Source organism: Pseudomonas sp. DWP3-1-2, from assembly GCF_049896285.1.
In the GTDB taxonomy this organism is placed as follows: Bacteria; Pseudomonadota; Gammaproteobacteria; order Pseudomonadales; family Pseudomonadaceae; genus Aquipseudomonas.
The window spans coordinates 226625-239529 of sequence record NZ_JAFCTZ010000005.1 but is presented as its reverse complement, the minus strand read 5'-3'; the positions used below and the strand labels follow the sequence as shown (position 1 = coordinate 239529).

Here is a 12905-nt window from a genome sequence, read left to right as displayed (position 1 = left end):
GCGCTATGGCCCGCCGTCGTCAGCCGGAAGAACATGAAAATCACGAGCGGTGGCTGGTGTCCTACGCGGACTTCATCACCTTGCTGTTTGCGTTCTTTGTGGTGATGTACTCGATTTCGTCGTTGAACGAAGGCAAGTACAAAATCCTCTCCGAGGCGCTGGTGGGTGTGTTCAACGAGACTGATCGCAGCGCCAAGCCTATTCCCATCGGGGAGCCACGGCCGGTGACAACCAAACCCGTTCAGCCGCTGGTCAAGGACAGCGAGGAGACGGATGCCGGCATTGCCCAGACCTCCTCCGATCCGCTCCAGGCCATTGCCAATGATGTGCGCGACGCGTTCGGCGATTTGATCAAGTCCGATCAAATGACGGTGCGCGGCAACGAACTGTGGATCGAAGTCGAGCTCAATTCCAGCCTCTTGTTCGGCAGCGGAGACGCCATGCCCAGTGACAAGGCTTTTGCGATCATTGAGAAAGTCGCGAAGATTATCAAGCCGTTCGACAACCCGATCCATGTCGAAGGCTTCACCGATGACCAACCCATCAGCACCGCCCAGTACCCGACCAACTGGGAGCTGTCGTCCGCACGATCAGCGAGTATCGTGCGGATGCTGGCCATGGACGGTATCAATCCGGCACGCATGGCGTCAGTGGGGTACGGCGAATTCCAGCCTGTGGCGTCCAACGCGACGGCCGAAGGGCGAGGGCGCAACCGTCGGGTCGTGCTGGTGATCTCCCGTAACCTGGAGGTGCGGCGCAGCCTGACCGCGACCGGTACGGCGGCCAGCGCACAACCGGATGCCGCAATGCGTCGTGCTGGCACACAAACTGCAGCCACGCCAGTCAAACCAGCGGTGCGCAGCAATACCGTCAATTCTTCGTCACCCGCCCCTTAGTCATTCTCGTTATGGCCATCGCCATGGCGGGAGGAAAAAAACAATGAGAGTCTGGGCAGTAGCCAATCAAAAAGGTGGCGTCGGTAAGACCACCACCACCATCGCGTTAGCCGGCTTGCTGGCTGAGGCGGGCAAACGCGTGGTCGTTGTCGATCTGGACCCTCATGGCTCGATGACCAGTTATTTCGGGCATGACCCCGATGCCCTGGAGCACAGTGTTTTCGATCTGTTCGTGAATAAAGGCGCCATCACCGAGGGCCTTCCCGGTCAACTGCTGTTGCCCACCAGTGACGAGCGCATCTCGCTGCTGCCGTCGAGCACTGCGCTGGCCACGCTGGAGCGTCAGTCGCCCGGGCAGAATGGACTGGGGCTGGTGATAGCCAAAAGCCTCGCGCAGTTGTGGCAGGATTTTGATTACGCATTGATTGACAGCCCACCGCTGCTGGGCGTGCTGATGGTCAATGCGCTGGCGGCAAGCCAGCAGTTGGTGGTTCCGGTACAGACCGAGTTTCTCGCCGTCAAAGGCCTGGAACGCATGGTCAACACCCTGACGATGATCAACCGTTCACGCAAGACGCCGCTGCCGTACACCATCGTGCCGACCTTGTTCGACCGCCGTACCCAAGCCTCGATGGGCACCCTCAAACTGCTGCGCGACAGCTTTCCCGAGCATGTCTGGAGAGCGTACGTGCCTGTCGACACGCGTCTGCGCGATGCCAGCCGAGCGGGCGTCACGCCTTCGCAGTTCGACAACAAGAGCCGTGCAGTTCTGGCCTATCGGGCGCTGCTCAAGCATCTGCTGTCCGAACAGCTCATGACGCAGGTGGCCTGACGTGGGCCGTTACTCATTCTTTTCGTGCAATGCGCAGAAGCATTCAAGTCGGACGTCATCGCGGCCGATAACTTATTCAAGCGGTAATCGCGTCATTCATTGTGTGGCACCCGTATGAACCACCGGCCTGTAGAGATCGCAACACGACCGCAACTGGCGCTGCAGTCTTATCTGGACGCGCTGCTTCAGGACGCCACTGAAGAATTGCCCGAGCTGTCCAGCATCGATGAATTCGAAGCGGCGGTGCTAGAGGAGCAGGCTTACGACGCCCGTATGCTGGCCCTGGCCACACCGATTGCGGTGGCTGTCGCGGCGCCTGCGCCAGTGGCGGTCGCCGTTCCTGTCGCTGCGCCGATAGAGGTGCGGGTCGACACCGCGGTGGTGGAGGTTACGCAAGAAACAGTGGTCCCGACGGTTGCACGGGTTGAGTCCGTGGCCGAGGTGTACTTGCCCTCGGCACAACGCACGCCCACGCCACCGCCTACCACTGATGGGCGACCTGCCTGGGCAGAGGAGCCATTCGAGTGCCTGTTGTTCGATGTGGCCGGGTTGACGCTGGCGGTGCCGTTGGTGTGTCTGGGGTCGATTTACCCTTTGGCCGGCCATGATCTGACACCGCTGTTCGGTCAGCCGGACTGGTTCCTCGGCATCCTGCCCAGCCAGGGTGGCAACTTGAAGGTATTGGATACGGCGCGCTGGATCATGCCTGATCGCTATCGCGACGATTTCCGTGAAGGCTTGCAGTACGTGATTTCGGTTCAAGGTTATGAGTGGGGGTTGGCGGTGCATCAGGTCAGCCGCTCGCTGCGCCTTGATCCAAGCGAGATCAAATGGCGCAGCCAGCGTGGCCAGCGCCCTTGGTTGGCGGGTACGGTGATCGAACACATGTGCGCGTTGCTGGACGTTTCGGAGTTGGCTGAGCTGATTGCCAGTGGTGCGGTCAAGCAGATGCAAAAAATCAAATAATCATAGGGGTGACGTAAGAACGTCGCCTGCACAGCACACACGTGAGGGGTTAGGGTTATGAAGAAGTCGTCCGCACAAGGTTCCGAAGATCCTATTCTGCAATGGGTAACCTTCCGCCTGGATAACGAGACGTACGGCATCAACGTGATGCAGGTGCAGGAAGTGCTGCGTTACACCGAAATTGCTCCCGTACCGGGTGCGCCGAGCTACGTGCTGGGCATTATCAACCTGCGGGGTAACGTGGTCACGGTCATTGATACCCGCCAGCGTTTTGGCCTGCCGCCGGTAGAAGTCAGTGACAACACCCGGGTCGTGATCATCGAAGCTGACAAGCAGGTGGTCGGTATTCTGGTGGACAGCGTCGCTGAAGTGGTCTACTTGCGTCAGTCGGAAGTTGAAACAGCGCCAAACGTGGGTAACGACGAATCCGCCAAGTTCATTCAAGGCGTTTGCAACAAGAACGGCGAGCTGTTGATCCTGGTCGAACTGGACAAAATGATGTCCGAAGAAGAGTGGTCCGAGCTGGAGAGTATCTGATTGATTGTTGAGGTAGCCGTCATTGTTCTGGGCATTCTCTGGGTCGTGACCCTGGGGATGCTTCTGGCGCACACCAAGCGCCAGCGTCAGCTGGATCTCAAGCGCGAAGAGGCCGATACGTTACGCGACCAGCGCTTTCGGGATCTGGCCAGGCGCGTGGATAATTTCCAGAACGGCACGGTGAAGATGGGGGAAGCCCTGCACGAGTTACGGGCGATTGTCGGGCCGTTGCCCGACAAGCTCACCGCGCTTGAACAGCGCGACCCCTCCAGTTTGTCCTTCGCCCAGGCTGCGCGCCTGGTGGGGATGGGCGCCAGCATCGATGAACTCACCCAGGCGTGCGGTCTGACCCAGGCTGAAGCGCAGTTGATGACCAAGCTGCATGGCAGTCATCAGGGCTGATCGTTGTCGTTGATCCGTTGATCCGTTGATCTGTTGAAGCGAACGGGCGGCGTTCCAGCGGACAGCAACTTGCCACCCGCAGGTCTTTACCACTTCGGCGTGATATCCCGCTCCACCGGCGGCGCATTCGGGTCCCGGCCTTCCGGGAACTTACCCTTCAAATGCCACGCAAAGGCAATGATCTCGGCAATCGTGCGGTACAGCGGTTCGGGAATACTGTCGCCCAGTTCCATGCGCGCCAGCAGCTTGACCAGCTCCGCGTTCTCATAGATCGGCACTTCGTACTGCCGCGCAATAGCGAGTATGGCTTCGGCCAGTTGGTCGTCCCCCTTTGCGCTCAGTGTGGGGGTGTGCTGGCCGTCATAGCTGAGTGCGATGGCCTGGCGCGGGGCGTTTTCAGGTGAGCTCATCAGGCGTTCTCGTCTATCCAGCGTCGTTCGAGGGTGGTGCGCGCACCTTGAGGGGGTGTGCCTTGGTGACAGGCCAGTTCCCCGACCGTTAATCCACTCGCCACCAGCCGCTCGCGCAGGTGATTCAATTCTCGGCCGATCAATGCAGCGCTGTCGGCCCGCTCGGCCCACAGTTGGCTCGACAGATTGCCGCGAATCAATTGCGCCTGCACTTGCAGGGGCCCCAAGGGTTCCAGATCGAAAGCCAGGTCGATCTTCCAGACTTGCTCTCTCTTTTCGGCGGTTTCGCCTTCGTCTCTGTCCGTGGCCTTGTCTTCTTCAGGTTTCTCTTCGCGCTGCACTTTGACTTGCAGCGGCACGATGTCGTGAGCATTGCGCATGGGGATTTCCAACTGCCACGTGGTCAGTTGTGAACCCTCTGCGGTGGTGCGCGTCTGCTCCAGCCCGCCCAACTGATGGCTTTGCAGCCGCGAGACCGCCGCTGCCGCCAGCTTGAGCAATATCTCCAGATCGTCTTCCTTGCCGCCACCTTTCACGGAGCGCGAAGGCAACGGGAAGTGAATCGGCAGCGCTGGAGCGGCCATCAGCCCCATGGTGCCCAACACGCTGCGCAGTACGCCGGGCATGGAGCGCGTGAGCGTATTGGAGGCCGCTGCGGCGTCATAACCCGGGCCGCCGGGCAAGCCGGGCAGTATCTGCTGGATTACGCGCATCAGATTGGCTTTCAGGTCCGGACCCGCCATGGGGTTCAAGCCGGTCAGCAACTTGGCCTCCATAAACAGGCCGCTGGCATTGATGGCCTGGGCGACGGTCTTGGGGCTGGTCATTTGCTCGATGTCTGGCAGGTCCGCCAACAACTGATTAATGCTCGCTTGCAACGGCGCGGAGTTGGCCGGGCTTGAGGGGGGCAGGTTGCGCAGAGCATTGATCAGTACATCCAGCGAACCCTGACGGTTTTGCTGGGTCGTGAGCTGCTGGCTCAACGCAAGCTGATCCAGGCGGTTGGGCAGAGGGACGAAACTCAACGCCTGGCGCCCCTGAACCTGAGCGCTCAACAGCGTGCCGGTGCTCAGCGGCTGAGTGCTTTCAATCGTCAGGGTCGTGCCCGCCAGGGCTGTATTGAGCAGCAGCACCATGGAGCGGTACAGCGCCGGTTGGACGGGCAACTGTGCGCCGGGTTGAGCATTGGGCGAGCTGGCCGTCTGGCCACTCAGTTGTCCCTGCGCGTCGCTGACCACCTGGGAGGTCAAGACCCTGCCTTGCAGCAGGGTACCCACCGGCAATTGCCGGGTGTCGATGCTGGTTTGAGCGTTATTGAGCGCGGTATTGATCTGCTGCAAGGTCAGCGTCAGGGAATTGGAGGATGCTTGCGCCACCGACAGGCTGGTGCCTGGGGTGAAGGGCAGGGCGCTTTCAACCTGAACGCTGGTCTGGCCGCCGTTACGGGTGGCCACGGAAAGCAACAACTGGAAGCTTTGGCTCAGCTGTTTGAGTGTCACCACTTGCGCTTCGACGGTTTCGCCCGCGGGCAGAAGGTTTTCCATCGGTTGCAGCAGGGTCAGGACTTGTGCCGAAGAAAGGCCCGCGCGAACCAAAGCAGTAGCAGCAGTCGTCGGCTGGAGGCTGGTGATATCACCTGTCATGTAATCGTGACCTTGTTGAAATTGCCCTCTTGTACCGGGACATGCCATGTATAATGCCGCCCGGTCGCGACCGGGCCGCCAATGCTACGAATGTGTATCAATATAACGGCCGTTTCAACGCCGACTTGAACACCCATTTCTTCGGCCTGCGCCTGTCTGGCGCGTTTTGAGGCGACAACGCAGCGCTGGGAATCATCAATGACTCGTTTTACCCCTGTATTGCAGGCCGTCGACCTGGCCTGTGAACGTGACTGGCGAATGCTGTTCGAGCACATGGAGCTGTCCCTGGCCGCTGGCGACATGCTGCAGATCAGCGGTCCCAACGGCAGCGGTAAGACCAGCCTTTTGCGTTTGCTGTCCGGCCTGATGCAGCCCACCTGTGGCGATATCCTGATCAATGGTCAGCCGTTGGCCGGTCAGCGTACCGAGCTGGCGCGCAATCTGCTGTGGATCGGTCATGCTGCCGGGATCAAGGACTTGCTGACCCCGGTAGAAAATCTCGCCTGGCTTTGCGCCTTGCACCGTCCTGCCGCACCCGCCGACATCTGGCAGGCGCTGGAAGCGGTCGGTCTGCGCGGTTTCGAAGATGTACCCTGTCACACGCTTTCGGCCGGTCAGCAGCGGCGTGTTGCATTGGCCCGGCTGTATCTGGACAGTCCACCGATCTGGATCCTCGACGAACCCTTTACCGCCCTGGATAAACAAGGCGTTGCGCAGCTTGAACAACATCTGGCCGAACATTGCGAGCGCGGCGGGATGATCGTCCTGACGACCCACCACACCCTGACGCGCACGCCGATAGGTTATCGAGATATTGATCTGGGGCAGTGGTCCGTATGAGTCATGTGTTTACCCTGCTCGTCGCGCGCGAGGCGCGGCTGTTGTTCCGCCGTCCTGCGGAGTTGGCCAACCCTCTGGTGTTCTTCGCGATAGTCATCGCCCTGTTTCCCCTGGCGGTCGGACCGGAGACTCAATTGTTGCAAACCTTGTCGCCGGGGTTGGTGTGGGTAGCGGCGCTATTGTCCGTCCTGCTCTCGCTGGACGGGCTGTTTCGCAGCGATTTCGAGGACGGTTCCCTTGAACAGTGGGTCCTTTCGTCGCACCCCCTGGCCCTTCTGGTTTTAGCCAAAGTGCTGGCACACTGGGCTTTTTCAGGGCTGGCACTGGTATTGTTGGCGCCACTGCTGGCGTTGATGCTCGGGCTGCCCAGCCAGTGCCTGCCGGTGCTGTTGTTTTCATTGTTGCTGGGCACGCCGGTGCTGAGCCTGCTGGGTGCAGTGGGCGCGGCGTTGACGGTGGGGCTGAAACGCGGCGGCCTGTTGCTGGCGCTGTTGATTCTGCCCTTGTATATCCCGGTGTTGATCCTGGGCAGCGGCGCCTTGCAGGCTGCCCTCCAAGGCATGCCGGCGACGGGTTACCTGCTCTGGCTTGGCAGCCTGACCGCCCTGGCGGTAACCCTGACACCTTTTGCAATAGCGGCTGGCCTGAAGATCAGTGTCGGCGAATAATTGAGGTTCTGACGGCCCGGCATCCGGTCTGTCAGTAAAAACCCGAGCTACACCGTGAACAAAGGCGGCTTGATGAAAGGCAGCGTGACGAAAAACAGCGCTAAAAGCGCGGTGAGTTGGGCCTGGTTCCATAAACTCGGCTCACCGAAATGGTTCTATGGCATCAGCGGGCGTCTGCTGCCCTGGTTGAGCATCGCGGCGGTGCTTTTCATCAGTATCGGCGTGGTCTGGGGCCTGGCTTTCGCGCCTCCGGATTACCAGCAAGGCAACAGCTTTCGCATCATTTATATCCATGTGCCTTCGGCCATGCTCGCCCAGTCCTGCTACGTCATGCTGGCGGTCTGTGGCGTGGTCGGGCTGGTCTGGAAAATGAAGATTGCCGACGTGGCCCTGCAAAGCGCGGCGCCCATCGGGGCGTGGATGACCGCTTTGGCGTTGGTCACCGGTGCGATCTGGGGCAAACCCACCTGGGGTTCGTGGTGGGTCTGGGATGCACGCCTTACGTCCATGCTGATCCTGCTGTTTCTGTACTTCGGTCTTATTGCCCTGGGCAACGCGATCAGTAATCGTGACAGTGCCGCCAAGGCCTGCGCGGTGCTGGCGATTGTCGGGGTCATCAATATTCCGATCATCAAGTACTCGGTGGAGTGGTGGAACACCCTGCATCAGGGCGTCACGTTCAGTCTTACCGAAAAACCGGCGATGCCTGCCGAAATGTGGCTGCCACTGTTGTTCACGGTGCTGGGTTTCTACTGCTTCTTTGGTGCGGTGGTGCTGATGCGCATGCGTCTTGAAGTGCTCAAACGCGAGGGGCGTACCAGTTGGGCCCAGGCAGAGGTCCTCAAATCCCTGGGGCAATCAGCCGGCAAAGGACGCGCACAATGAGTTTTGCTTCATTCGGTGAATTCCTGGCCATGGGGCATCATGGTCTGTACGTGTGGTCGGCCTATGGCATTTGCCTGTGGGTACTCGCCATGAACGTGGCGCTGCCCGTGCTGGCGCGTCGACGTTACCTGCAACAAGAGGCGCGTCGTTTGCGCCGGGAGAGCCAGAAGTGAATCCGCTGCGTAGAAAGCGTCTGTTGATCATCGTCGCGATACTGGCCGGGGTCGGTATTGCCGTTACCCTGGCGCTGAGTGCCTTGAAGGAAAACATCAACCTGTTCTATACCCCGACCCAGATCGCCAATGGCGAAGCCCCTCATGACACGCGCATTCGTGCTGGCGGCATGGTGCAGGCGGGGTCGTTGCAACGTTCCGCCGATTCGCTGGATGTCCGGTTTGTGGTCACCGATTTCAACAAGTCGGTGACCATCACCTATCGCGGTATCCTTCCGGATCTGTTTCGGGAAGGGCAGGGCATCGTCGCCCTGGGCAAGCTCAACGCCGATGGCGTAGTGGTTGCCGACGAAGTGCTGGCCAAACATGACGAGAAGTACATGCCGCCTGAAGTCACCAAGGCGCTCCAGGAGAGCGGTCAGGCAGCGCCTGTTACGCCTTCCTCACCTTCCAAACAGGGTTGACCCATGATTCCTGAACTCGGCCATCTGGCCATGATTCTGGCGCTGTGCTTCGCCATCGTGCAGGCCGTCGTGCCGCTGATGGGCGCATGGCGTGGCGACCGCATGTGGATGGGGCTGGCACAACCGGCGGCGTGGGGGCAGTTCACCTTTCTGGCGTTCGCGTTCGGTTGCCTGACCTATGCGTTCATGACCGACGACTTTTCCGTGGCCTACGTCGCGGAAAACTCCAACAGCGCGTTGCCGTGGTACTACAAGTTCAGCGCTGTATGGGGCGCACACGAAGGCTCGCTGCTGCTTTGGGCCTTGATCCTCGGCGGATGGACGTTCGCGGTATCGATTTTCTCCCGGCAGTTGCCGCAGGTCATGCTGGCCCGTGTGCTGGCGGTGATGGGCATGATCAGCGTCGGCTTCATGCTGTTCCTGATCCTGACGTCCAACCCGTTTTCGCGCATCCTGCCGCAGATTCCGGCCAACGGCCGCGACCTCAACCCGCTTCTGCAGGACATCGGCCTGATCGTTCACCCTCCAATGCTGTACATGGGGTATGTGGGTTTCTCGGTGGCGTTCGCCTTCGCCATTGCCGCGCTGCTCGGTGGGCGTCTGGATGCCGCCTGGGCGCGCTGGTCGCGTCCGTGGACCATCGTGGCCTGGGCGTTCCTCGGGATTGGTATCACCTTGGGCTCCTGGTGGGCCTATTACGAGCTTGGCTGGGGTGGCTGGTGGTTCTGGGACCCGGTGGAGAACGCCTCGTTCATGCCTTGGCTGGTGGGCACGGCGCTGATTCACTCCCTGGCGGTCACGGAAAAACGCGGTGTGTTCAAGAGCTGGACCGTCTTGCTGGCCATCGCCGCGTTTTCGCTGAGCCTGCTGGGAACGTTCCTGGTGCGTTCCGGCGTGCTGACCTCGGTTCACGCTTTCGCCTCCGACCCAGAGCGTGGCGTGTTCATCCTGATGTTCCTGTTGTTCGTCGTGGGCGGCTCGCTGACCCTGTTCGCCTTGCGCGCCCCGGTGGTCAAAAGCCACGTGGGCTTTGGCCTGTGGTCACGGGAAACCCTGTTGCTGGGCAATAACCTGGTGCTGGTTGTCGCCGCTTCCATGATTCTGCTGGGTACCCTGTACCCGCTGGTGCTCGACGCCCTTAGCGGCGCGAAGATGTCCGTGGGCCCGCCTTATTTCAACGCGATGTTTGTGCCGCTGATGGGCCTGTTGATGGTGGTGATGGCCGTTGGCGTGCTGGTGCGCTGGAAAGACACACCGGTCAAATGGTTGCTGAGCATGCTGGCGCCGGTCCTGATAGGCAGTGCAGTGCTGGCGGTCATCGCCGGACTTGCCATGGACGACTTTCATTGGGCGGTGCTGGCCACCTGCATGCTTGCGGCATGGGTGCTGCTGGCAGGCGTTCGCGACCTGCTGGACAAAACACGCCACAAAGGCCTCATCAAGGGCGCTCGTAGCCTGACCCGCAGTTATTGGGGCATGCAGGTCGCGCACATCGGGATTGCGGTCTGTGCGCTTGGGGTTGTGCTCTCCAGTCAGAACAGCGCCGAACGCGACCTGCGTCTGTCGCCCGGCGAATCCATGGAGCTGGGTGGCTACCGGTTCGTGTTCGACGGCGCCAAACATTATCAAGGCCCGAACTTCACGTCGGATCGCGCCACGATTCGTGTGCTTGAAGACGGCGAGCAACTGACCATCCTGCATCCGGAAAAACGTCTGTACACCGTGCAGCAGTCGATGATGACCGAAGCGGGTATCGACGCCGGGTTTACCCGTGACCTGTATGTGGCGCTGGGCGAACCACTGGGCGACGGCGCCTGGGCGGTGCGGGTGCACGTCAAGCCTTTCGTGCGCTGGATCTGGTTCGGCGGTTTGATCACCGCATTGGGCGGGTTGCTGGCGGCCTTGGACAAGCGCTACAGGGTCAAGGTCAAGAGCAAGGTGCGTGACGCCTTGGGCCTTGCGGAGGTTGCGGTATGAAGCGTTGGGTTCTGTTGTTGCCGCTGGCGATCTTCCTGGGTGTGGCGGTGTTTCTCTACCGTGGTCTGTACCTGGACCCGGCCGAGTTGCCGTCGGCCTTGATCGGCAAGCCTTTCCCCGAGTTCTCCCTGCCACAAGTGGAAAGCGACAAGGTGCTGACCCGGGCCGACCTGCTGGGCAAGCCCGCGCTGGTGAACGTGTGGGGCACCTGGTGCGTGGCTTGCCGCGTGGAGCATCCGGTGCTTAACAAACTGGCTCAGCAAGGCGTGGTGATCTACGGCGTCAATTACAAGGATGTGAATGCTGACGCCCTGAAGTGGTTGAAGGACTTTCACAATCCTTATCAGCTGAACATCCGCGACGAAGAAGGCAGTTTGGGCCTGAACCTGGGTGTCTACGGCGCACCGGAAACCTTCCTGATCGACAGCAAAGGCATTATTCGCCACAAATACGTCGGGGTGATCGACGAAACCGTGTGGCGCGAACAACTGGCAGGCCTGTATCAGGGGCTGGTTGACGAGGCGTCCCGATGAAGCGTTTTCTTGCCGCCGCCGTTCTCAGCCTGGGGCTGGTCACGATCGCTAACGCCGCCATCGACGCTTACGAATTTCGCGATGATGCCGAGCGGGCGCGGTACGCCGAACTGACCAAGGAACTGCGCTGCCCCAAGTGTCAGAACCAGGACATTGCCGACTCCAATGCGCCGATTGCCGCCGACCTGCGCAAGGAAATTTTCCGCATGCTCGGGGAAGGACAAAGCAATCAGCAGATCATCGACTTCATGGTCGATCGCTACGGCGATTTCGTGCGCTATAAACCGGTCCTCAGCTCCCGCACCTGGCTGCTCTGGTTCGGTCCTGCGGGACTGCTGATCGGCGGCCTGCTGGTTATCGGGGTCATTGTTGTGCGCCGCCGTGGCCAGGGTCGCGTTGAGAGCGACACCCTTTCCGACGAGGAGCGTCAGCGCCTCGCCCACCTGCTGGATAAAAACCGCGAATGATTGATTTCTGGCTAGCTGCCGGCCTGCTGTTGCTGGTGGCCCTGAGTTTTCTGTTGATCCCCGTCCTGCGTGGCCGTCGCGCTCAGAGCGAAGAAGATCGCACGGCGCTGAACGTCGCCCTTTACCAGGAACGCGTGGCTGAGTTGCAAAGTCAGCAAGAGGAGGGCGTGTTGTCCTCGGTGCAAATGGACAATGGCCGGGCTGAAGCTGCGCGGGAGTTGCTGGCCGACACCGAGGGTGTCGAGCCGCTGCGCACCTCGCGTCTGGGCAAGCCGTTGCCCTTGCTGGCGGCGCTGCTGGTACCGGTGCTGGGGCTGGCGTTGTATCTGCATTTCGGTGCCAGTGACAAGGTCGAACTGACCCGCGAGTTTGCTCAGCCACCCGGCTCTCTGGAAGAAATGACCAGCCGTCTGGAACGTGCCGTAAAAGCCCAGCCTGATTCGGCCGAAGGTATTTATTTCCTGGCGCGTACTTACATGGCCCAGGATCGTCCGGCAGACGCCGCCGCGATGTTCGAGCGCGCGGTGGCCGTGGCAGGTCGCCAGCCGGAGTTGCTCGGGCAATGGGCGCAGGCCCTGTACTTTGCCGGGGACAAGAAGTTCACCCCGCAAGTCCAGGCGCTGACTGATGAAGCCTTGAAGGCTGATCCAAAAGAAGTCACCAGTCTGGGGCTGTTGGGCATCGCCGCGTTTGAAGCCGAGCGCTATCAGCAAGCCATGGACTACTGGAAACAATTGTTGGCGGTTCTGCCCCCCCAGGATCCATCACGCTCGGCCCTGGAAGGCGGCATTGCCCGGGCCAGCGAGAAACTGACGGAGCGCGGTGAAGTTGTCCAGACGCCTGTGGTGGCGGCTGCCAGGACTGCGCTGATCAAGGTGCGGGTGGATCTGGCTCCTGAGCTCAAGGCCAAGGTCGCGCCGGGTGACAGCGTGTTCATCTTTGCCCGCGCGATCAAAGGCCCTCCGGCACCCTTGGCGGTCAAGCGCGTGACGGTTGCGGAGCTGCCCGCAGAAATCGAACTGGCTGACGCCGATGCGATGATGCCGCAACTGAAACTGTCGAACTTCCCGGAAGTCCAACTGGTGGCGCGGGTATCCCGTGCAGGTCAGCCGACCAAAGGCGAGTGGATCGGCCGTAGCAAGCCGCTGGCCAGCAGTGTTACGACGCTGCAGACGCTCACCATCGACAGTCCGGATCAGTAGAGAACCCGCT

At 60.7% G+C, this 12905-nt stretch carries 16 protein-coding genes; 14 read left to right on the top strand and 2 right to left on the bottom strand.

Going from position 1 to position 12905, the window contains the following annotated elements; genetic code table 11:
• The first annotated feature begins 5 nt into the window (after positions 1-5).
• The 5 genes from motD (at position 6) to ACP7B0_RS14505 (ending at position 3633) form a co-directional block, all read left to right on the top strand.
• On the top strand, positions 6-896 hold the full coding sequence (gene motD / locus ACP7B0_RS14525; protein WP_426142099.1) for a flagellar motor protein MotD: 891 nt from the start codon (positions 6-8) through the stop codon (positions 894-896).
• Positions 897-939: 43 nt separating this feature from the next.
• Positions 940-1728 carry a ParA family protein gene (locus tag ACP7B0_RS14520; protein WP_426142098.1) on the top strand — a complete coding sequence of 263 codons (789 nt, stop codon included), beginning with the start codon at positions 940-942 and terminating at the stop codon, positions 1726-1728.
• Between the two features lie 114 nt (positions 1729-1842).
• Positions 1843-2694, top strand: coding sequence for a CheW domain-containing protein (locus ACP7B0_RS14515; protein WP_426142097.1), 852 nt, complete (start codon positions 1843-1845; stop codon positions 2692-2694).
• Between the two features lie 57 nt (positions 2695-2751).
• The gene (locus tag ACP7B0_RS14510) at positions 2752-3231 is read left to right on the top strand and encodes a chemotaxis protein CheW (protein WP_426142096.1); all 480 of its coding nucleotides are present in this window, start codon (positions 2752-2754) and stop codon (positions 3229-3231) included.
• Positions 3232-3633, top strand: a complete 402-nt coding sequence (locus ACP7B0_RS14505) for a DUF2802 domain-containing protein (protein ID WP_426142095.1) — start codon at positions 3232-3234, stop codon at positions 3631-3633.
• 86 nt (positions 3634-3719) lie between these two features.
• Here the strand turns inward: ACP7B0_RS14505 and ACP7B0_RS14500 are convergent, their stop codons facing one another.
• The gene (locus tag ACP7B0_RS14500; RefSeq protein ID WP_426142094.1) at positions 3720-4043 is read right to left on the bottom strand and encodes an EscU/YscU/HrcU family type III secretion system export apparatus switch protein; all 324 of its coding nucleotides are present in this window, start codon (positions 4041-4043) and stop codon (positions 3720-3722) included.
• On the bottom strand, positions 4043-5686 hold the full coding sequence (locus ACP7B0_RS14495; protein ID WP_426142093.1) for a flagellar hook-length control protein FliK: 1644 nt from the start codon (positions 5684-5686) through the stop codon (positions 4043-4045). The genes ACP7B0_RS14500 and ACP7B0_RS14495 overlap by 1 nt, the downstream gene beginning before the upstream one ends.
• Positions 5687-5884: 198 nt before the next feature.
• Here ACP7B0_RS14495 and ccmA point away from each other — a divergent pair, with 198 nt between their 5' ends.
• The 9 genes from ccmA (at position 5885) to ccmI (ending at position 12895) form a co-directional block, all read left to right on the top strand.
• Complete coding sequence (ccmA, locus tag ACP7B0_RS14490; protein WP_426142092.1) at positions 5885-6526, top strand: cytochrome c biogenesis heme-transporting ATPase CcmA; 642 nt, start codon at positions 5885-5887, stop codon at positions 6524-6526.
• Positions 6523-7194 carry a heme exporter protein CcmB gene (gene ccmB, locus ACP7B0_RS14485; RefSeq protein WP_331148836.1) on the top strand — a complete coding sequence of 224 codons (672 nt, stop codon included), beginning with the start codon at positions 6523-6525 and terminating at the stop codon, positions 7192-7194. Before ccmA ends, ccmB begins: the two co-directional genes overlap by 4 nt.
• Positions 7195-7266: 72 nt before the next feature.
• Positions 7267-8079: a heme ABC transporter permease gene (locus ACP7B0_RS14480; RefSeq protein ID WP_426142091.1), complete on the top strand. Its 813-nt coding sequence runs from the start codon at positions 7267-7269 to the stop codon at positions 8077-8079.
• Positions 8076-8252: a heme exporter protein CcmD gene (ccmD, locus tag ACP7B0_RS14475; protein WP_426142090.1), complete on the top strand. Its 177-nt coding sequence runs from the start codon at positions 8076-8078 to the stop codon at positions 8250-8252. Before ACP7B0_RS14480 ends, ccmD begins: the two co-directional genes overlap by 4 nt.
• Complete coding sequence (ccmE, locus tag ACP7B0_RS14470; protein WP_426142089.1) at positions 8249-8716, top strand: cytochrome c maturation protein CcmE; 468 nt, start codon at positions 8249-8251, stop codon at positions 8714-8716. Before ccmD ends, ccmE begins: the two co-directional genes overlap by 4 nt.
• 3 nt (positions 8717-8719) lie before the next feature.
• A complete protein-coding gene (locus ACP7B0_RS14465) occupies positions 8720-10693 on the top strand; it encodes a heme lyase CcmF/NrfE family subunit (RefSeq protein ID WP_426142088.1) in 1974 nt (657 codons plus the stop codon).
• Complete coding sequence (locus ACP7B0_RS14460) at positions 10690-11226, top strand: DsbE family thiol:disulfide interchange protein (RefSeq protein WP_426142087.1); 537 nt, start codon at positions 10690-10692, stop codon at positions 11224-11226. The genes ACP7B0_RS14465 and ACP7B0_RS14460 overlap by 4 nt, the downstream gene beginning before the upstream one ends.
• Complete coding sequence (locus ACP7B0_RS14455; RefSeq protein WP_426142086.1) at positions 11223-11693, top strand: cytochrome c-type biogenesis protein; 471 nt, start codon at positions 11223-11225, stop codon at positions 11691-11693. Before ACP7B0_RS14460 ends, ACP7B0_RS14455 begins: the two co-directional genes overlap by 4 nt.
• Positions 11690-12895 (top strand): c-type cytochrome biogenesis protein CcmI, encoded by a 1206-nt coding sequence (gene ccmI / locus ACP7B0_RS14450; protein WP_426142085.1) that lies wholly within the window; start codon positions 11690-11692, stop codon positions 12893-12895. The genes ACP7B0_RS14455 and ccmI overlap by 4 nt, the downstream gene beginning before the upstream one ends.
• Positions 12896-12905: the final 10 nt, after the last annotated feature.

Excerpts from the sequence above, each read along its gene's own strand:
- ACP7B0_RS14465 (WP_426142088.1), top strand. The coding sequence starts at position 8,720 with ATGATTCCTGAACTCGGCCATCTGGCCATGATTCTGGCGCTGTGCTTC.
- ACP7B0_RS14520 (WP_426142098.1), top strand. The coding sequence starts at position 940 with ATGAGAGTCTGGGCAGTAGCCAATCAAAAAGGTGGCGTCGGTAAGACC.
- ACP7B0_RS14460 (WP_426142087.1), top strand. The coding sequence starts at position 10,690 with ATGAAGCGTTGGGTTCTGTTGTTGCCGCTGGCGATCTTCCTGGGTGTG.
- ACP7B0_RS14455 (WP_426142086.1), top strand. The coding sequence starts at position 11,223 with ATGAAGCGTTTTCTTGCCGCCGCCGTTCTCAGCCTGGGGCTGGTCACG.
- ACP7B0_RS14500 (WP_426142094.1), bottom strand. The coding sequence starts at position 4,043 with ATGAGCTCACCTGAAAACGCCCCGCGCCAGGCCATCGCACTCAGCTAT.
- ccmB (WP_331148836.1), top strand. The coding sequence starts at position 6,523 with ATGAGTCATGTGTTTACCCTGCTCGTCGCGCGCGAGGCGCGGCTGTTG.
- ACP7B0_RS14495 (WP_426142093.1), bottom strand. The coding sequence starts at position 5,686 with ATGACAGGTGATATCACCAGCCTCCAGCCGACGACTGCTGCTACTGCT.
- ccmD (WP_426142090.1), top strand. The coding sequence starts at position 8,076 with ATGAGTTTTGCTTCATTCGGTGAATTCCTGGCCATGGGGCATCATGGT.
- ccmI (WP_426142085.1), top strand. The coding sequence starts at position 11,690 with ATGATTGATTTCTGGCTAGCTGCCGGCCTGCTGTTGCTGGTGGCCCTG.
- ACP7B0_RS14480 (WP_426142091.1), top strand. The coding sequence starts at position 7,267 with ATGAAAGGCAGCGTGACGAAAAACAGCGCTAAAAGCGCGGTGAGTTGG.
- ccmA (WP_426142092.1), top strand. The coding sequence starts at position 5,885 with ATGACTCGTTTTACCCCTGTATTGCAGGCCGTCGACCTGGCCTGTGAA.
- ACP7B0_RS14510 (WP_426142096.1), top strand. The coding sequence starts at position 2,752 with ATGAAGAAGTCGTCCGCACAAGGTTCCGAAGATCCTATTCTGCAATGG.
- ACP7B0_RS14515 (WP_426142097.1), top strand. The coding sequence starts at position 1,843 with ATGAACCACCGGCCTGTAGAGATCGCAACACGACCGCAACTGGCGCTG.
- motD (WP_426142099.1), top strand. The coding sequence starts at position 6 with ATGGCCCGCCGTCGTCAGCCGGAAGAACATGAAAATCACGAGCGGTGG.